The sequence below is a fragment of the Salinarimonas ramus genome (assembly GCF_014645695.1).
GTDB classification, from domain to species: domain Bacteria; phylum Pseudomonadota; class Alphaproteobacteria; order Rhizobiales; family Beijerinckiaceae; genus Salinarimonas; species Salinarimonas ramus.
Genome location: NZ_BMMF01000002.1, coordinates 309,460 through 327,261 on the forward strand (window position 1 = coordinate 309,460; position 17,802 = coordinate 327,261).

15 protein-coding genes are annotated in these 17,802 nt (G+C 70.2%); 6 read left to right on the forward strand and 9 right to left on the reverse strand.

Annotated features, from left to right (window positions below; translation table 11 throughout):
• Positions 1-13: 13 nt before the first annotated feature.
• Positions 14-889: an S-methyl-5'-thioadenosine phosphorylase gene (locus IEX89_RS03770; protein WP_188909730.1), complete on the reverse strand. Its 876-nt coding sequence runs from the start codon at positions 887-889 to the stop codon at positions 14-16.
• Positions 890-1,069: 180 nt separating this feature from the next.
• Between IEX89_RS03770 and IEX89_RS03775 the strand changes: the two genes are divergently transcribed.
• Positions 1,070-1,600 carry a P-loop nucleotide/nucleoside kinase family protein gene (locus IEX89_RS03775; protein WP_188909732.1) on the forward strand — a complete coding sequence of 177 codons (531 nt, stop codon included), beginning with the start codon at positions 1,070-1,072 and terminating at the stop codon, positions 1,598-1,600.
• 65 nt (positions 1,601-1,665) lie between these two features.
• On the opposite strand, the gene IEX89_RS03780 is transcribed toward IEX89_RS03775, so the two are convergent.
• From IEX89_RS03780 to IEX89_RS03795, 4 genes are all read right to left on the reverse strand, one after another.
• A complete protein-coding gene (locus tag IEX89_RS03780) occupies positions 1,666-2,550 on the reverse strand; it encodes a cytochrome c1 (RefSeq protein WP_188909734.1) in 885 nt (294 codons plus the stop codon).
• Between the two features lie 40 nt (positions 2,551-2,590).
• Positions 2,591-3,874, reverse strand: a complete 1,284-nt coding sequence (locus tag IEX89_RS03785) for a cytochrome b (RefSeq protein ID WP_188909736.1) — start codon at positions 3,872-3,874, stop codon at positions 2,591-2,593.
• A gap of 97 nt (positions 3,875-3,971) precedes the next feature.
• Entirely contained in the window at positions 3,972-4,511 is a 540-nt protein-coding gene (gene petA, locus IEX89_RS03790; RefSeq protein WP_188909738.1) for a ubiquinol-cytochrome c reductase iron-sulfur subunit, read from the reverse strand.
• 305 nt (positions 4,512-4,816) lie between these two features.
• Positions 4,817-5,428, reverse strand: a complete 612-nt coding sequence (locus tag IEX89_RS03795; protein WP_188909740.1) for a 2-hydroxychromene-2-carboxylate isomerase — start codon at positions 5,426-5,428, stop codon at positions 4,817-4,819.
• Between the two features lie 201 nt (positions 5,429-5,629).
• Between IEX89_RS03795 and IEX89_RS03800 the strand changes: the two genes are divergently transcribed.
• A complete protein-coding gene (locus IEX89_RS03800; RefSeq protein ID WP_188909742.1) occupies positions 5,630-6,862 on the forward strand; it encodes an argininosuccinate synthase in 1,233 nt (410 codons plus the stop codon).
• Positions 6,863-6,881: 19 nt separating this feature from the next.
• On the opposite strand, the gene IEX89_RS03805 is transcribed toward IEX89_RS03800, so the two are convergent.
• Positions 6,882-7,535 (reverse strand): phosphoribosyltransferase, encoded by a 654-nt coding sequence (locus tag IEX89_RS03805; protein WP_188909744.1) that lies wholly within the window; start codon positions 7,533-7,535, stop codon positions 6,882-6,884.
• Positions 7,536-7,696: 161 nt separating this feature from the next.
• Between IEX89_RS03805 and IEX89_RS03810 the strand changes: the two genes are divergently transcribed.
• Positions 7,697-8,878, forward strand: coding sequence for an efflux RND transporter periplasmic adaptor subunit (locus tag IEX89_RS03810; protein ID WP_188909746.1), 1,182 nt, complete (start codon positions 7,697-7,699; stop codon positions 8,876-8,878).
• Complete coding sequence (locus IEX89_RS03815) at positions 8,875-12,015, forward strand: efflux RND transporter permease subunit (protein WP_188909748.1); 3,141 nt, start codon at positions 8,875-8,877, stop codon at positions 12,013-12,015. Before IEX89_RS03810 ends, IEX89_RS03815 begins: the two co-directional genes overlap by 4 nt.
• Before the next feature lie 203 nt (positions 12,016-12,218).
• Here IEX89_RS03815 and argH read toward each other — a convergent pair whose 3' ends face one another.
• Entirely contained in the window at positions 12,219-13,619 is a 1,401-nt protein-coding gene (gene argH / locus IEX89_RS03820) for an argininosuccinate lyase (RefSeq protein ID WP_188909750.1), read from the reverse strand.
• Positions 13,620-13,647: 28 nt separating this feature from the next.
• Between argH and tlpA the strand changes: the two genes are divergently transcribed.
• Positions 13,648-14,310 (forward strand): thiol:disulfide interchange protein TlpA, encoded by a 663-nt coding sequence (tlpA, locus tag IEX89_RS03825; protein ID WP_188909752.1) that lies wholly within the window; start codon positions 13,648-13,650, stop codon positions 14,308-14,310.
• A 121-nt stretch (positions 14,311-14,431) separates the two neighbouring features.
• Positions 14,432-16,174 carry an NAD+ synthase gene (locus tag IEX89_RS03830; protein ID WP_188909754.1) on the forward strand — a complete coding sequence of 581 codons (1,743 nt, stop codon included), beginning with the start codon at positions 14,432-14,434 and terminating at the stop codon, positions 16,172-16,174.
• Positions 16,175-16,183: 9 nt separating this feature from the next.
• Here the strand turns inward: IEX89_RS03830 and IEX89_RS03835 are convergent, their stop codons facing one another.
• Both IEX89_RS03835 and IEX89_RS03840 read right to left on the reverse strand, forming a co-directional pair.
• Entirely contained in the window at positions 16,184-17,164 is a 981-nt protein-coding gene (locus IEX89_RS03835; protein ID WP_188909756.1) for a nucleotidyltransferase domain-containing protein, read from the reverse strand.
• Positions 17,142-17,738 carry a 3'-5' exonuclease family protein gene (locus IEX89_RS03840; protein WP_188909759.1) on the reverse strand — a complete coding sequence of 199 codons (597 nt, stop codon included), beginning with the start codon at positions 17,736-17,738 and terminating at the stop codon, positions 17,142-17,144. Before IEX89_RS03840 ends, IEX89_RS03835 begins: the two co-directional genes overlap by 23 nt.
• Positions 17,739-17,802 lie beyond the last annotated feature (64 nt).

A 17,802-nucleotide genomic window follows, 5' to 3' on the forward strand; every position in this document is an offset into this window, starting at 1 on the left:
GCGTCTCGTCTCGTCAGCGGGAGAGGACACGGCCGGCGACCGCGTCGAGCTTGGCCATGAGGGCGGGATCGCGCATCTCGGGCGCCGTCATGATGGCGACCTCCAGCGCCGTGTCCGAACCCACGGGGCACGACTCGTGCTCGGCGGGGAAGTCCCGCGCCACGCGCGCCACGAGCCGCGCGGCGTTCGATGCGTTCGCCTTCACCACCGCGATGACGGAGGCCACGTCCACCGCCGCGTGGCCGGGGTGCCAGCAATCGTAGTCCGTCACCATGGCGACGGTGGCGTAGGTGATCTCCGCCTCGCGGGCGAGCTTGGCCTCGGGCATGTTGGTCATGCCGATGACGTCGTAGCCGAGCTGCTTGTAGGTGACGCTCTCGGCGAGGCTCGAGAATTGCGGACCCTCCATGCAGACGTAGGTGCCGTCCTTGCGCACGTCGATGCCTTCGGCCTGGCCCGCCGCGAGGAGCCGCTCCTGCAGGCGCGGGCCGACGGGATGCGCCATGGAGACGTGGGCGACACAGCCCTTGCCGAAGAAGGAGCTCTCGCGCTTGTGCGTGCGATCGACGAACTGATCGACGAGCACGAAGCAGCCGGGCGCCAGCTCCTCCTTGAACGAGCCGCAGGCGGAGAGCGAGACGATGTCGGTGACGCCCGCGCGCTTCATCGCGTCGATGTTGGCGCGGTAATTGATGTCGGAGGGCGACATCCGGTGCCCGCGACCGTGGCGCGGCAGGAAGACCACCTCAGTCTGCCCGATGCGCCCGATCCGCAGCGCGTCGGACGGCTCGCCCCAGGGCGAGACGACGCGCTCCTCGCGCACGTCCTCCATGCCGGGCAGGTCGTAGACCCCCGAGCCGCCGATCACGCCGAGTACCGCGCGCGCCATCTATCGTCTCCCTCCGGTTGCTCCGGGCCGGATGCTAGCGCGAAGTTTTCGCGTCGTCGCCCCCGTTCTCGCACCATGACTGCAAAAGACCGTGCCGGTCGTAGCGCTCGCGAGCACGGACGTTCGTGCGGGCGCCGCCGCCGGCTTGCGGGGGCGAGCGGCGTGGGGTGCAATGCGCGCATGAATGCTCACCGCCCCCTCCTCGTCGCCCTGTCGGACCTGCCGGGAACCGGCAAGACGACGCTCGCCCGCGCACTGGCCGCGAGGCTCGGTGCGGTTTTTCTGCGTATCGACTCGATCGAGACCGCCCTCGCCCGCTCCGCCCTGCGCATCCGCCCCGCCGAGGATGCGGGCTACGTCGTCGCCTACGCGCTGGCCGAGGACAATCTGCGCGGCGGCCTCCCGGTCGTCGCCGACGGCGTCAACCCGATCGCCCTGACGCGCGACGCCTTCGCGGAAATCGCCCGACGGACCGGCGTGCCGCTCGTCGTGATCGAGACCGTCTGCACGGACGCCGGCGAGCATGAGCGGCGAATCGAGGCGCGGCGCCCCGATCTCGAGGGACAGAGGCTGCCGAGCTGGGAAGACGTGCTCGCGCGGGAGTGGGAGCCGCTCGCCTGCGAGCGGCTCGTGGTGGACACCGGAACGCTGTCCGAGGAGGAGGCGCTCGCCCGCGCCCTGGCATACGTCCGGTCGGTAGCCGCGGCCTGAACGCGAAAAGGGCGCCCCGACAGGCGCCCTTCGCGTTTCGATCATCGAGCCGAGCGGGCTGGCCGTCAGCCGGCCGCGTGACCTTCGGTCTCGCCGCCGACGCGGGCCCAGATGCGCTTCTTGGTGAAGTACAGGAGGCCGGCGAAGACGAGGAGGAACACCATCACCTGCAGGCCCATGGCCTTGCGGGATTCGAGGTGCGGCTCCGCCGTCCACATCAGGAAGGCGGTGACGTCCTTGGCGTACTGCTCCACCGTCTCGGGAACGACGGGGCGGTCCTGGTCGTCGCGGGGATATTCGATGCCGCCGTCGAAGAGGACGTTCGGCATCGCAACGACGTGGCCGGGATAATAGAGGTTGTAGTTGCCCAGCGCCGGATCGAAATCCTCCGGCGGATCGACGTAGCCCTTCAGGAACGCCGCGACGTAGTCGACGCCGTTCTCGTTGTACTGGGTGAACACGTCGGTGATCCACCAGGGGAAGCCGCGCTCGTAGGTGCGGGCCTTGGCCATCACCGAGAGATCCGGCGGGGCCTTGCCGCCGTTCGCCGAGGCCGCCTGCTGCGGGTTGGCGAACGGCGAGGGCCAGAAGTCGGCCGGCGTAGCCGGACGCGTCCGGGGATCGCCGAACTCGTCGAAGCCGCCGTCGACGATGAACTCCGCCGCGAAGGCCTCGACCTGCGCCTCGGAATATTCCGGCCCGCCGGGCTCGGCGAGGTTCCGGAAAGCCACCTTCTCCAGACCGTGGCAGGAGGCGCACACGGTCTTGAAGACGAGGAAGCCGCGCTGCAGCTGCGCCCGGTCGTAGGTGCCGAACGGGCCGGCGAAGCTCCATTCCTGCTTGGGCGGGGTGACGCCGGCGCCCGCCGCCTGGGCGCTCCCGAAGGGGAACGTCGCTGAGGCGACGAGGGAAGCCGCCACGGCGCCGGCGATGATGAGGGTCTTCTTCATGGTCAACGAACCCTTGTCCTGATCTCGCGGGAGCCTCGCCTCAGCCCTTGGACTGAGGCTCGGCGGCGGCGCCGACCGGCATGCCGGACCCGCTCGCGGCCTTCTTGCCGAGCACGGCCTCCGTGATGGAGTTCGGCAGCGGCAGCGGCTTCTCGAGCAGGCCGAGGAGCGGCATCGCGATCAGGAAGTAGGCGAAGTAGAGGAAGGTGAAGATCTGCGACAGGATCACGTAGATGCCTTCCGCAGGGCGCGAGCCTAGCCAGCCGAGCATCAGGCAGGTGACCACGAAGCCCCAGAACAGCACCTTGAACACCGGCCGGTACGAGCCCGAGCGGACACGCGACGTGTCGAGCCAGGGCAGGAAGGCCAGCACCGCGATCGACGCGAACATCAGGATGACGCCCAAGAGCGCATCCGGGACGGCGCGCAGGATCGCGTAGAACGGCAGGAAGTACCATTCCGGAACGATGTGCGCCGGCGTCGCCGAGGGGTTCGCGGGGACGTAGTTGTCCGCGTGGCCGAGATAGTTCGGCAGGTAGAACACGAACCAGGCGTAGACGGCGAGGAAGCACACGATCGAGAACGTGTCCTTGACCGTCATGTAGGGGTGGAACGGCACCGCGTCCTTGCCGGACTTGATCGGCACGCCGGTCGGGTTGTTGTTGCCCGGGACGTGCAGGGCCCAGACGTGGAGCATGGCCACGCCGAGGATCATGAAGGGCAGGAGATAGTGCAGCGAGAAGAAGCGGTTGAGCGTCGGGTTGCCCACCGAGTAGCCGCCCCAGAGGAACGACACGATGGTGTCGCCCACGAGCGGGATCACCGAGAACAGGTTGGTGATCACGGTGGCGCCCCAGAAGGACATCTGGCCCCAGGGCAGCACGTAGCCCATGAAGGCGGTGGCCATCATCAGGAGCAGGATGATCACGCCCAGGATCCAGAGCACCTCGCGCGGGGCCTTGTAGGAGCCGTAGAACAGGCCGCGGAAGATGTGGATGTAGACGGCGATGAAGAAGAACGACGCGCCGTTGGCGTGCATGTAGCGCAAGAGCCAGCCGTACTCGACGTTACGCATGATGTGCTCGACCGACGTGAAGGCGTGGTCGGCATGCGGCGTGTAGTGCATCGCCAGCACGATGCCGGTGACGAGCTGGATGACCAGCATCACCATCAGGATCGCGCCGAAGGTCCAGAAATAGGTGAGGTTGCGCGGCACCGGGAAGGCGACGAAGGAGGAGTGCACGAGGCCGATGATCGGCAGACGGCTCTCCAGCCACTTCGCGGCGGCGTTCTTGGGAACGTAGGTCGTGGAATGTGAGCTCATGATTCTGGCCTGCTTCAATCTCGCCGGATCGGCTCTCGTTCGGATGTCCGTCGGGGGCGGCACCGCGAGGCGCCGCCGCCGCGAGGCTCGGTCGGCCTCAGGCCGCCTCGCCGATCACGATCGACGTGTCGGTGGCGAAGCGGTAGGGCGGAACCGGCAGGTTGATGGGCGCCGGGCCCTGGCGGATGCGGCCGGACGTGTCGAACACCGAGCCGTGGCACGGGCAGAACCAGCCGCCGTACTGACCCTGGAAGTCGAGCGGGACGCAGCCGAGATGGGTGCAGTTGCCGTAGATGACGAGCCAGTTCTCGCGGCCCTCCATCACGCGCGCCTGATCCGCCTCCGGATCCTTCAGATCGTCGAGCGGCACGGCGCGCGCCGCCTCGATCTCGGCCGGCGTGCGATTGCGCACGAAGATGAGCTTGCCGCGCCAGAACATCTTCACGATCTGGCCCTCGGCGATCGGGGCCAGATCGACCTCGATCGGGGCACCCGCGGCGACGGTCTGGGCGTCGGGCGCGAGCTGCGCGACGAAGGGCCAGGCGGCCGCGGCGACGCCGACGGCGCCAACGGCACCGGTCGCCAGGAAAAGGAAGTCGCGCCGGGTGGGCTCTTGCGCTGTGGTGGTCTCGGCCACGTCGGTCTCCCGAGCAGGGTTTCGAAAACGGTCTTCGTGCTCGCGCCGTGAACGGACACGAGAAACGGATCAACCGCGCGGATCTTGCCGGGGGAAGTGCATGACCAGCCGCGCGCACGCAATGCGACCGGGCGTCGCCCGCGCGGCGAAGCCTTTGGCACGGCGCCGCTCGTCTGTCCATAGCTGGAACGGTTCCAGGGGGCGCGATCGGGTTTTCCAAGCCGCGCACCGGATCGGAACGTGACGCTGGGCCGCAGGCTCGGCCGTAGCGATTCGCGGGGGCGGCCCGCCCCCGGCTGTCTGTCTCAGGCGTCCTCGCCCGCCGCCCAGGCGAGCGCGCGCTCGAGCCGGTCGTCGCCCCAGAACATCTCGCCGTCCTCCGCGAAGAAGGTCGGCGCGCCGAAGACGCCCTTGGTGCGAGCCTCCTCGGTGATGGCGCGAAGCCGCATCTTGTTCGGCTCGGCGCTCGCCGCCTTCATCGTCTGGTCGGGGTCGAGCCCGACCGAGCCCGCCAGCCCCGCGACGGCGGAAGGCTCCTCGATGGAGCGCCCCTCGCCGAACTCAGCGTGGAAAACGGCGCGCACGAAGGCGCCGCACCAGGGCTTGTCGGCGCCCGAAAGCGCCACGCGCGTCGCGGCGAGGCCGTTCTGCGGGAACGGGTCCGGCCGACGGAAGGGCAGCCCGCGCCGCTCGGCCTCGCGCGCCACGTCGCGCCACATGTAGCGGCCCTTGGCGGGGTAGAGATTGAACGGCGAGGTGTTCCAGCCCTGCGCCTGGAAGATCGGCCCGAGCAGGAAGGGCCGATAGCGCACGTCGACGCCGGCCGCCTCCGCGAGCGGCTCGATGCGCATCGCGGACAGGTAGGCGTAGGTCGATGCGAAATCGAACCAGAATTCCAGGACGGGGCGACGGGTCATGCGGGCCTCGATCTCGCGCGCGGCGTGTCAGGGGGAGGATGCGCGATCCAGTGCGGAGGCGGGAGCTGTTGCGCGCGCCGTCCACCGCATTATAAACGCGCCCGATCCACCCTCGGCACGATGGCGGCGAAAAAAAGTCCGGCCGCGCGTCCGAGGCATCCCGACCGTCGCGTCCGCAGCCGCCGTCAGAAAGCCGAACCCATGACCGACAAGCGCGTCAACAAGGTCGTCCTCGCCTATTCCGGCGGGCTCGACACCTCGATCATCTTGAAGTGGCTGCAGACGACCTACGGCTGCGAGGTCGTGACCTTCACCGCCGATCTCGGCCAGGGCGAGGAGCTCGAGCCCGCGCGCAAGAAGGCGGAGCTGCTCGGCATCAAGCCGCAGAACATCTTCATCGAGGACCTGCGCGAGGAATTCGTGCGGGATTACGTCTTCCCGATGTTCCGGGCCAACGCGGTCTACGAAGGCGTGTACCTGCTCGGCACCTCCATCGCCCGCCCGCTCATCGCCAAGCGCCAGATCGAGATCGCCGAGATGACCGGCGCCGACGCCGTCTGCCACGGCGCCACCGGCAAGGGCAACGACCAGGTTCGCTTCGAGCTCGGCTACTACGCCTTGAAGCCCGACGTCACCGTGATCGCGCCCTGGCGCGAGTGGGACCTGCGCTCGCGCGAGCAGCTCATCGCCTTCGCCGAGCAGCACCAGATCCCCATCGCCAAGGACAAGCGCGGCGAGGCACCCTTCTCGGTTGACGCGAACCTGCTGCACACCTCCTCCGAGGGCAAGGTGCTCGAGGACCCGGCGCAGGAGGTGCCCGACTACGTCTTCTCGCGCACGCTCTCCCCGGAGGAGGCCCCCGACACCCCGACCGTGATCACGATCGGCTTCGAGCGTGGCGACGCGGTCTCCATCGACGGCGAGGCGCTCTCCCCCGCGGGCCTGCTGACGAAGCTCAACGATCTCGGCCGCGACAACGGCATCGGCCGGCTCGACCTCGTCGAGAATCGCTTCGTGGGCATGAAGAGCCGCGGCATGTACGAGACGCCCGGCGGCACCATCCTCGGCGTCGCCCACCGCGCGATCGAATCGATCACGCTCGACCGCGGCGCGGCGCACCTCAAGGACGAGCTCGCCCCCCGCTACGCCGAGCTGATCTACAACGGCTTCTGGTTCTCGCCCGAGCGCGAGATGCTCCAAGCGCTCGTCGACAAGAGCCAGGAGACCGTCACCGGCACGGTGCGGCTCAAGCTCTACAAGGGCGGCGTCCACGTGATCGGCCGCGAGAGCCCCTATTCGCTCTACGACCAGGACCTCGTCACCTTCGAGGAGGGCGCCGTCGCCTACGACCACCGCGACGCGGCGGGCTTCATCAAGCTCAACGCGCTGCGCCTGCGCACGCTCGCCCAGCGCAAGAAGAAGCTGGGGATGTGAGGACCCGCCGGCGCGGAGCTCACCCCCGCGCCTCGTCCCGCGCCGCCTCCAGCGCGGCGACGACGTCCTCGTCGCTCGTCTGGTCGAAGTCCTCGTAGTAGAGCCCCACCGCGTGGAACGGATAGGGCGTGGTGAGCGCGACGACCTCGTCCGCTTCCTCGCGCAGGGCCTCGACGGTCTCGATCGGCGCCACCGGCACGGCGAGGATGCGGCGGGCGGCGCCGGCCTTCTTCAGGGCCCGCAGAGCCGCCTTGGCGGTGGAGCCGGTGGCGACGCCGTCGTCGACGACGATCACGGTGCGGCCGGCGACGTCGAGGGGGCGGCGGTCGCCGAGATAGGCGTGCCGCCGCCGCTCGATCTCGGCGAGCTCGCGCCTCTTCGTGTCGTCGAGGTAGGCGGCGTCGGCGCCGGCCATGCGGGCGGTCTTCTCGTCGATGACGATCTGCGGATCCGCCCCGTCGACCACGGCGCCGATGCCGTATTCGGGATGGCCGGGCGCGCCGATCTTGCGCACCATCACGAGGTCGAGAGGGGCGTGCAGCGCGCGGGCCACCTGCGCCGCCACCGGCACGCCGCCCCGCGGCAGAGCCAGGACGATCGTCCCCTCGCCCCCGTGCGAGGCCAGTGCGCCGGCGAGGCGTCGCCCGGCGTCGGTGCGATCCTTGAACATCATCGAGCGCTCTCCCCTCGTCTCTCGTCCGCGGCATCACGGACGCCCGCGCCCGTCTGCCGCGCGGCGGATATGTCGCGAGAACGCACGGCCAGCCTTCGCGTTCGACCTCCTGCAAGCGCGGCCGCTCCGGCCGCGCAATGGGTCGCGCGAGGGAGGAGCACATGCAGCGCAGGACGAAGCGGCGCGTCGGCGTCACCGCGGGCGTCGCCTGCGCCTTCGTGCTCGGGCTCCTCGCGGCGATCGTCGCCGGCGATCCCCTCGCCTCGCGCGTCGAGAGCGCGGCAGCCGCCATCGGCGGCGCCGTCGGCCTGCAGGAGGACGACGGCGCGAGCGACGGCGAGAGCCAGGAGCGCCCGCCGACGCGCGTCACGCTCGCCCCCGTCGAGACCGGAACCGCGCGCGCGTTCTACGGCGCGGTGGGCGAGATCGCCGCCGAGCGGCGGGTGCGGGTGACGAGCTCGGTCCCCGGTATCGTCGAGACCATCGCGGTCGACGACGGCGCGCGGGTCGCCGCCGGCGAGGTCCTGGTGCGGCTCGACCAGGACCAGCAGCAATCCACGCTCCGCGCCGCCGAATCGGCCTTCGTCCAGGCGCGCGAGGCGCTCGAGCGTACGCAGACCCTCATCGAGGACGGCTTCGCCACCGAGGCCGAGATCGAGCGCGACCGCGCCGCGTTCACCGAGGCCCGCGCCGCCGTGGAGCGCGCCCGCGAGGCGCTCGACGACCGCACGGTGCGTGCGCCCTTCGACGGCGAGATCGGCATCGTCGCCGTCGACGTCGGCGCCTACGTGCGCCCCGGCGACATGCTGGCGAACCTCGCCTCGACGGACGCGCTCGTGGTGCGCGTCTCGGTCCCGCCCGCGATCGCGAGCGGTCTCGCGCCCGGCGATCCGGTGACGGTCACCGGCCCGGCCGGGGAGGTCGTGGACGCGCGCGTCACGTCCATCTCGCCGCTCGCCGATCCGGCGACGCGTACGGTCGCGGTCGAGGCGTCGATCGCCGAGCCCGGAGACCTGCGCCCGGGCAGCTTCGCCTCGGTCGACGTAGTGGAGGCCACGCGCGAGGACGCGCTCTTCGTGCCCGCGGAGGCGGTGGTGCTGGAGGGCCAGCTCGCCTTCGTGTTCGTGCCCGGGCAGGACATGGCCGCCGAGCGGCGGCGCGTCGAGATCGGCGTGCGCCGCGACGGGCGTGTCGAGGTGCGCGAGGGGCTCGCGCGCGACGAGCGCGTCGTCCTCGAGGGCAAGCAGAAGCTCGCCACGGGCATGCCCATCGCCGTCGCGGAGGAAAGCGCGGGCGCGGGCGCGAGCGAGGGTGCGGGCGACAGCGCGGGAGAGAGCGGATGACGCTGCCCGGCCTATCCGTCCGTCGCCCGGTCCTCGCCGCGACGCTGGCGCTCCTCGTCGTCGTGCTCGGCGTCTCCGCGCTGCTGCGGATGCCCGTGCGCGAATACCCGAACATCGAACGCCCCGTCGTCTCCGTGACGACGGCGTATCCCGGCGCCGCGCCCGAGATCGTCGAGCGCGACGTCACCCGCATCGTCGAGGACGCGCTCTCCGGCGTCACCGGCATCGAGCTGATCCAATCGACCTCGACCGCGGGAAGCTCGACCGTCGACGTCACCTTCGTGCTCGACCGAGACATCGACGCCGCCGCGTCCGACGTGCGCGAGAACGTGTCCGCCGTGCGCAACGACCTGCCGGACCGCGTCGAGGCGCCGGTCGTCGCGAAGGCGGCGGCGGACGCGCAGGCGATGATGTGGCTGACGCTCACGAGCGACGCCCGCGACACGCTCGCCCTCACCGATCTCGCCGAGCGCCGGCTACGCGACCCGCTCTCCGTCGTGCCCGGCGTCTCGCGCGTCATCGTCGGCGGCGCGCAGCGCTACGCCATGCGCGTGCGCCTCGACGTCGCCCGCATGGCGGCGCGGGACGTCACCGCCGCCGACGTGACCCGCGCCTTGCGCACGGAGAACGTCGAGGTCCCCGCCGGCCGCCTCGTCGGCGAGGCGCGCGAGTTCACCGTGCGCACCGATACGCGCCTGCGAGCGCGGACCGACTTCGCCGATCTCGTCCTGCGCGAAGGCGGTGCGGGCGCCGCGCGTGTGACGCTGGGCGATGTCGCAGACATCGAGATCGGCCCGCAGGACCGGCGCTCGGCGGTGTTCTCCGACGGCGAGCCCGCCGTGGGGCTCGGCATCGTGCGCGCCACGGGCGGCAACACGATCGACGTCGCCGATCGCGTGCTCGCCGAGGTGGATCGCTTGCGCGAGAGCCTGCCCGAGGACGTGACGATCACCACCTCCTACAGCCAGGCGGTCTTCGTGCGCCAATCCGTCGAGGAGGTGATCTCGACGCTCGGCATCACGGCGCTCCTCGTCGTGGCGGTGATCTTCCTCTTCCTCGGCTCGGCCAAGGGCACGCTGGTGCCGGCGGTGACGATCCCCGTCTCGCTGGTGGGCACCTTCGCGGTGCTCTCGGCCTTCGGCTTCTCGATCAACGTGCTCACCCTCCTCGCGCTGGTGCTCGCCGTCGGCCTCGTCGTCGACGACGCCATCGTCGTGCTCGAGAACGTCACGCGGCGTCGCGAGAACGGTGAGCCGAAGCTCGCCGCGGCCGTCAACGGCGCGAGCGAGGTCTTCCTGCCCGTCGTCGCGACGACCCTCGTCCTCCTCGCCGTGCTCGCGCCGATCGCGACGCTCACCGGCACGATCGGCCGCCTTTTCACCGAGTTCGCCGTGGCGCTGATGGCGGCGATCGTGATCTCGTCGGCGCTCGCGCTGACGGCCGGCGCGGCCATCGCCTCCTCTGTCGCCGAGCCGAGGCGCTCGACGCAGGAGACGCGCGGCTGGCGGCGAGCCGTGCGCAAGCCGCTCGACTGGTTCGCGGCCGGGCTCGAAGGCCTCGAGCGCGGCTACGCGCACGTGGCCGGCTTCGTCGTGCGCCATGCCTGGATCGCGCTCGCCGCCTGCCTCGTGCTGGGCGCGAGCGGCTGGGCCATGCTCCAGAGCCTGCCCTCGACGCTCGCGCCCGACGAGGATCGCGGCTTCGTCATCGTGCCCGTCACCACCGCGCCGGGCTCCACCATCGAGGAGACGATCGGCGCCCTCGACGCCGTGCGCGCCGTGGTGATGCGGCATGCCGGCGAGGACGGCCCCGTCGACGGCACCACCACGCTCGTGGGCGTGGGCGGCGGCGGCTCGTCGGACGTGACGAGCGGGCTCATGATCGTGCGGCTGAAGCCGTGGGGCGAGCGCGAGACGACGCAGATGGCCTTCGTCGAGGAAGTGCGCGGCGCCATCGCGTCGCTGCCGCAGGCGCAGGCCATCGCCATCAACCCGTCGGGCCTCGTGCCCCAGGGCTTCGGCAAGCCCGTGCAGATCGTCCTGCTCGGGCCGGATTACGAGACGACGGAGGGCTGGGCGCGCGATCTCGTCTCGTGGGCGCGTGCGGAGGCGCCTGTCCAGGCGCTGGAGCTCGACTTCGACCGCGCCACCCCGCAGGTCGAGGTCGACATCGACCGCGCGCTCGCCGCGGAGCTCGGCCTCGACGTCGCCGAGATCGGCGAGGCGCTGCGCGTCGTGCTCGGCGGCGACGACGTCACGGACTGGGTCTACGACGGCGAGACCTACGAGGTGATCGTGCGCGCCGCACCCGACGACCGCGCGGCGCCCGGCGATCTCGGGCGCGTCCAGGTGCGTGCCGAGAACGGCACGCTGGTGCCGCTCTCCATCGTCGCCGAGACGCGCGTCATCGGCGCGCCGGACGCCTATCGCCGGGTGAACCGCAGGCCCGCCATGGTGATCAGCGCCGTGCCGGACGGCGCCTCGCTCGGCGCCGTGATCGAGCGCTTCGAGACGCGCGCGGCGGAGATCGTGCCCGAGCGCGGCGACACGACGACGCTCGGCCTCTCGCGGGAATTCGCGAAGTCGACGAGCGGCATCTGGAGCGTCTTCGCGCTCGCGCTCGTCGTCGTGTTCCTGACGCTGGCGGCGCTGTTCGAGAGCGTCGCCTTCCCCGTCGTGATCCTGCTGGCCGTGCCGCTCGCCATTGCCGGCGGGCTCCTCGCGCTCCTGCTCGCGGGGCTGTCGTTCAACATCTACTCGCAGATCGCGCTCCTGCTCCTCGTCGGGCTGCTCGCCAAGAACGCGATCCTCGTCGTCGATTTCGCCAATTCCCGCAGGGCGGAGGGCGCGGGCGTGCGCGACGCGGCGCTCGAGGCCGCCCGCACGCGCTTTCGCCCGGTGCTGATGACCTCCATCGCCACCGCCTTCGGCGCCGTGCCGCTGGCGCTCGCCACCGGCGCCGGCGCGGAGGCGCGCGGCACGATCGGCATCGTCATCCTGGTGGGCATCGCGGTCGCGACCGCGATCACGCTCCTCGTCGTGCCCGGGCTCTACGTCCTGCTCGGCCGGATCGCGAAAGTCCCCGGGCGGCGGCAGAAGCGGGTGGCGGAGGAGCTTCAGCAGGTGGCGGGTTCGTGACATTGATGTCATCCCGGGCGCCGAACGGCGACCCGGGACCCATGAACACCGGTGCTCGCTGTAGCGTGCGCGATAGCGCGCGCGGCCACGAACGGCCTGCATCGGCGGCACGTGGACGGACGCGCTTCCGCGCGCCCTGAGGCTGGCCATGCGTGATCTGGGTCCCGGATCGGCTTCGCCGTCCGGGATGACATCCAACGCCCTCACCCCCGCGCGGCGGCTTCCTTCGCCAGCTGCCCGAGCCAGCGCTTCGCCTGACGCTTCACGTTGGCGGGCGCCGTGCCGCCGTAGCTGGTGCGGCTCTTGACCGACTTCTCGACGCCCAGCACGTCGAAGATCTCCTGCGTGATCCGCGGCTCGGCCTCCTGCATCTCCGCGAGCGTCAGCTTCTCCAGCCCCACGCCCCGCTTCGCCGCGGCACCGACGAGGCGGCCGGTGACGTGGTGCGCGTCGCGGAAGGGGAGGTTCAGCACCCGCACCAGCCAGTCGGCGAGGTCGGTCGCCGTGGAGAAGCCCGCGCCGGCCCACTTCTTCATGGCCTTGGTGTCGGGCTCGAGGTCGCGGACCATGCCGGTCATGGCGGCGATGCAGAGCGACAGGGTCTGGAGCGCGTCGAAGACGCCCTCCTTGTCCTCCTGCATGTCCTTCGAATAGGTCAGCGGCAGGCCCTTCATCACCACGAGGAGCCCCTGCAGCGCGCCGAGCACGCGCCCGGTCTTGCCGCGCACGAGCTCGGCGGCGTCGGGGTTACGCTTCTGCGGCATGATCGAGGAGCCGGTGGTGAAGGCGTCCGACAGCTTGATGAAGGCGAATTGGGGCGTCATCCACAAGGTGATCTCCTCGGCGAGCCGGGAGAGATGGACCGCGCAGATCGCCGCGGCCGAGAGCGTCTCCAGCGCGAAGTCGCGATCCGACACCGAATCGAGGGAGTTCGCCGTCGGCCGGTCGAAGCCCAGCGCCTTCGCCGTCATGGCGCGGTCGATGGGGAAGGAGGTGCCGGCGAGCGCGGCGGCGCCGAGCGGGCATTCGTTGAGGCGCGCGCGCGCATCCCGCAGCCGGCCGCGATCGCGCGCCAGCATCTCGACATAGGCCAGGCAATGGTGCCCGAACGTCACCGGCTGGGCGGATTGCAGATGGGTGAAGCCCGGCATCACCGCGCCCGCGAAGGCTTGAGCCTTCTCGGCCAGCGCCTGCTGCAGGCCGGCGAGCTGGAGGTCGAGCGCGTCCGCCGTGTCGCGCACCCACAGCCGCATGTCGGTGGCGACCTGGTCGTTGCGCGAGCGCGCGGTGTGGAGCCGCCCGGCCGTGGGGCCGACGATCTCGCGCAGCCGCGACTCGACGTTCATGTGAATGTCCTCGAGCGCCCGCGAGAACGTGAACGTCCCGGCCTCGATCTCGGCGAGAATCGACTTGAGCCCGTCGGAGATCGCGCCCACATCCTCCCTCGACAGGATGCCGGTCTCCGCGAGCATGGCCGCATGCGCGAGGGAGCCCCGGATGTCCTGGGCCGCGAGACGCTTGTCGAAGTCGATGGAGGCGTTGATCTCCTCCATGATCTCGGCCGGGCCGGTCTCGAACCGGCCGCCCCACATCCGATTGCTCACGCGTGACCTCTGAAGCTCGAGTATGCCGATGACCGACGAGACGACCTCCCGCCCCCCTCGTGGACCCCGCCGCGGCCTGATCCTGGGTGCGGGCGCGCTCGTCGTCGCGGCACTCGTAGCTTTCGCGCTCGCCTCCCGCAACAGCGAAGCCGTCGCCCAGGCCTGCATTCCGGCACAGGAGACCCTCGCGCGCGTCGCGCCGACGGCGACCGGCGAGGTCGCGGCGGTGTCGGTGCATTCCGCGCCCCGGCTCGCGCCCGAGATCGCCTTCACCGGCCCCGAGGGCGAGCCGCTGACGCTCGCGGACTTCGCGGGCAAGACGGTGCTCGTGAACCTGTGGGCCACCTGGTGCGCGCCCTGCCGCGAGGAGATGCCCGCCCTCGACGCGCTGCAGGAGGAACTCGGCGGGGAGGAGTTCGAGGTCGTCGCCATCAACGTCGACACCCGCAACGTCGACCGCCCCCGCGCCTGGCTCGAGGAGCACGGCATCGACGACCTCGCCTATTACGCCGAGAACGAGGGCACGCTGATGCAGACGCTCCAGCGCTCGGGCCACGTGGTCGGCCTGCCGACGACGATCCTCGTCGGGGAGGAGAATTGCGAGCTCGCGGTCCTCAAGGGCCCCGCCCACTGGTCGGGCGAGGACGCGCTGGCCATGATCCGCGCCGCGCTCGGCCGAGACGAAGGCTGACGCCTCTTCCTCCTTCCCTGTAGGGGAAGGAGGGAACTGCGTCCGCTCCACGCCGGTTGGTCGTCGTCGACCCTCCGCGGCCCCTTTGCCTCGCGCCCACGCTGACGTAGATTGCCGCCCCATGACGACCACCACCTTCCGCATCGCGCTCGCGCAGCTCAATCCCACCCTCGGCGACGTCGACGGCAACCTCGAGCTCGCCCGCAAGGCGCGTGCGGAGGCGGCGGCGCAGGGGGCGGATCTCGTCCTCTATACGGAGCTGTTCCTCGCCGGCTATCCGGCCGAGGACCTCGTGCTGAAGCCGGCCTTCCAGGACGCCTGCCGCGCCGCGCTCGAGCGCCTCGCCCGCGAGACCGCCGACGGCGGCCCGGCGGTGCTGATCGGCCTGCCCTTCGTGGAGAACGGCCGGCTGCACAATTCCTACGCCTGCCTCGACGGCGGGCGGATCACCGCCGTGCGGCACAAGGTGGACCTGCCCAATTACGGCCCCTTCGACGAGAAGCGCGTCTTCGAGCCGGGCCCCCTCCCCGGCCCGATCATGATCCGCGGCGTGCGCATCGGCGCGCCGGTCTGCGAGGACATCTGGGGCGAGGAGGTCGTCGAGTGCCTCGCCGAGACGGGCGCCGAGATCCTCGTCGTGCCCAACGGCTCGCCCTATTGGCGCGGCAAGACCGACGAGCGCTTCTCGGTGGCCGCCGCACGGGTGACCGAGAGCGGCCTGCCGATGATCTACGTGAACCAGGTCTGCGGCCAGGACGAGCTCGTCTTCGACGGCGCCTCCTTCGCGCTCCAGGCCGATTGCGCGCTCGCCTGCATGCTGCCGAGCTTCCAGGAATGCGTGGTGACGACCACCTGGGAGCGCGGCCCCGATGGCTGGCGCTGCGCGGAGGCGCCCAGGCACGTGGCGCCCGAGGGCGGCGAGGCGGATTACGCCGCCTGCGTCCTGGGGCTTCGCGACTATGTCGAGAAGAACCGCTTCCCCGGCGTGGTGCTCGGCCTCTCGGGCGGCATCGATTCGGCCCTGTGCGCCGCCATGGCGGTGGACGCGCTCGGCGCCGAGCGCGTGCATTGCGTGATGCTGCCCTATCGCTACACGGCCTCCACCTCGCTCGAGGACGCGGCCGCCTGCGCGAAGGCGCTCGGCGTGCGCTACGACATCCTTCCGATCGCGGACGCGGTGGAGGGCGCGGGCCGCGTCCTGGAGCCGCTGTTCGCAGGCACCGAGCCCGGCATCACGGAGGAGAACATCCAGAGCCGCACCCGCGGCACGCTCCTCATGGCGATCTCGAACAAGTTCGGCGCCATGGTCGTGACCACCGGCAACAAGTCCGAGATGTCGGTGGGCTATTCCACGCTCTACGGCGACATGAACGGCGGCTTCAACCCGGTGAAGGACCTCTATAAGACCGAGGTCTTCGCGCTGTCGCACCTGCGCAACCGCTGGAAGCCCGCCGTCGCGCTGGGGCCGGACGGCATCGTCATCCCCGAGCGCATCATCACGAAGCCGCCCACCGCCGAATTGCGTGAGAACCAGACCGACCAGGATTCGCTGCCGCCCTACGAGGCGCTCGACGACATCCTCTCCATGCTCGTGGAGGGCGAGACCCGCGTCTCCGACATCGTCGCCCGCGGCCACGATCCCGAGATCGTGCGCAAGGTCGAGCGCCTCCTCTACATCGCCGAATACAAGCGCCGCCAGGCCGCGCCGGGCGTCAAGGTCACCCGCCGCAGCTTCGGCCGCGACCGCCGCTACCCGATCGTGAACCGCTTCCGCGACACGGGCGGGACGGCGTTTCAGGGTGATGAGGGGCTCTACGCGGACGGCGCGGGGACCGGGGGGAGCCGGGTGGATCTGGATTTTTGACGGTGATGCTCAAACGGTCATGATTCGATGGAGACGAGTGCCGTCGCCGATCTTGCGCAGCGCGGCGGCGATCTGGTCGCCGAAGCGTTCCGCGTCGGCCATTAGGCGCACCGCTTCTTCCTTGTCCTCGAAGCGAGCGGCGACGTCCGCTTCCGATCCTGCAGAAATTTGCAAGAATTCGTCATAGATTGCGACGAGGGTCTGGAGCTCGTGCTCTGCTACCTTTGCTGCTGGGCGCGCTTGCAAGCGCTCGAGCCGCTCAGTCGGCGAGGTGCGCGTGATGTCGACTGCGATATCGAGCGTCACCGTACCCCGCTCTCGAAATTCGGTGAGCAGGCACAGAAGCGTCGAGTAGCACGTTAGCATGCGGCTATGTTTCAGCTTGAAGTTCTTCACCCGCCGCTTGGCACGCTTCGGACCAGAATAGTCGCGCGTACGCGCCTCGAAGTTCACGCAGAACGTCCGCCAGAGCCGCAGCACGTCGTTGACGAAGAATGCGGGCTCGAACTGGTCTGCGTGATCCTCGAAGTCTCGCCAGTAGGCGGCGAGTACGCCCCTCATCGCGGCGTCGTAGCTCTCCTCGCCGAGCAACGGCTTGCCTTCGAGAACGAGCAGCAACCGCGCCGTCAGCGTGTTGTCCGCATCGTCTTCCGGTTTTCCGAGAGACTCGACGAGCCCATGCACGGTGTGGCCGACGAGGTATCGACCGTCACCGTCGAAATCCGGAATTCCGAGAGCGCGTGTCGCTTCGATGAGGTTCGCCTTGACCAGGGTCTCGTCCAGCCGGGACAAGCGAGGTTCCTCGGCACTGTTCCCGTGAGACAGAATGAAGAGATCGAGATCGCTGTCGGGACCGGCTTCCATGCGTCCGTATGAGCCCGTCGCGTAGACGCATGCCGTTCCCGCGATGAGTTCAGACGCCCGCTCCAGCTTGTCACGCAGCTTCAGAAACTGCGCGGCGGAGAACTCACGGCGCTGATGCAACTTCATGGCGGCGAACGTCCCACTCCATCACGTTCGCAAATATCTCCGCCTGCTCGGCTGCATCGTCAAGCGCGTTGTGCGTGTGGGCACGATCCGGCAGCAGCGCACGGGGCATCCGCGATCGGCCGGCACCGGAGATCGGAATGCCCGCTTTCACGGCGTAGGCGGTCTTGATGTCGAGGCAGCGCGAGTGGCCGAAGGGCGAGCCGGTGAGGGAATAGCGGACGAAGTACCAGTAGAGCCAGGTCCAGTCGAAGCTCAGCGGAAAGGCGACGACCACCGGGCTGCCTGTTCCCGCCACCTCGCGCACGAAGCGGGCGGCATCCGTCATGGCGCGCTCGGGGCTCGTGCCTTCGCGAACGAGCTGGTCCCGATCGAGCCCGTTCACGGCGAGCGCCTCCGCCTCGAACTGGTCCGAGATCGGCGCGAGCTCGGCATAGAAGGCGCGCTCGTATCGCGCCGGCCGCTCGAAATGCCGGCCGTCGAATCGCCCGGCATAGACGAGCGCGAAGGAGAGCATCGAGAACGGCCCGGGAATCGGGCCGTCGGTCTCCACGTCGGCCGAGAAATAGACGTCCAAGGCGTTCTCCGAAGGTGGCCGTTCGTATGCACCGAGGCAGCATGCCGCTGCACGATCCCGGCAT

What these genes read in the sequence shown, in the direction of transcription:
- IEX89_RS03770 (WP_188909730.1), bottom strand. Translation starts at nt 889, where the DNA reads ATGGCGCGCGCGGTACTCGGCGTGATCGGCGGCTCGGGGGTCTACGAC.
- IEX89_RS03775 (WP_188909732.1), top strand. Translation starts at nt 1,070, where the DNA reads ATGAATGCTCACCGCCCCCTCCTCGTCGCCCTGTCGGACCTGCCGGGA.
- IEX89_RS03780 (WP_188909734.1), bottom strand. Translation starts at nt 2,550, where the DNA reads ATGAAGAAGACCCTCATCATCGCCGGCGCCGTGGCGGCTTCCCTCGTC.
- IEX89_RS03785 (WP_188909736.1), bottom strand. Translation starts at nt 3,874, where the DNA reads ATGAGCTCACATTCCACGACCTACGTTCCCAAGAACGCCGCCGCGAAG.
- IEX89_RS03795 (WP_188909740.1), bottom strand. Translation starts at nt 5,428, where the DNA reads ATGACCCGTCGCCCCGTCCTGGAATTCTGGTTCGATTTCGCATCGACC.
- IEX89_RS03800 (WP_188909742.1), top strand. Translation starts at nt 5,630, where the DNA reads ATGACCGACAAGCGCGTCAACAAGGTCGTCCTCGCCTATTCCGGCGGG.
- IEX89_RS03805 (WP_188909744.1), bottom strand. Translation starts at nt 7,535, where the DNA reads ATGATGTTCAAGGATCGCACCGACGCCGGGCGACGCCTCGCCGGCGCA.
- IEX89_RS03810 (WP_188909746.1), top strand. Translation starts at nt 7,697, where the DNA reads ATGCAGCGCAGGACGAAGCGGCGCGTCGGCGTCACCGCGGGCGTCGCC.
- IEX89_RS03815 (WP_188909748.1), top strand. Translation starts at nt 8,875, where the DNA reads ATGACGCTGCCCGGCCTATCCGTCCGTCGCCCGGTCCTCGCCGCGACG.
- tlpA (WP_188909752.1), top strand. Translation starts at nt 13,648, where the DNA reads ATGACCGACGAGACGACCTCCCGCCCCCCTCGTGGACCCCGCCGCGGC.
- IEX89_RS03830 (WP_188909754.1), top strand. Translation starts at nt 14,432, where the DNA reads ATGACGACCACCACCTTCCGCATCGCGCTCGCGCAGCTCAATCCCACC.
- IEX89_RS03835 (WP_188909756.1), bottom strand. Translation starts at nt 17,164, where the DNA reads ATGAAGTTGCATCAGCGCCGTGAGTTCTCCGCCGCGCAGTTTCTGAAG.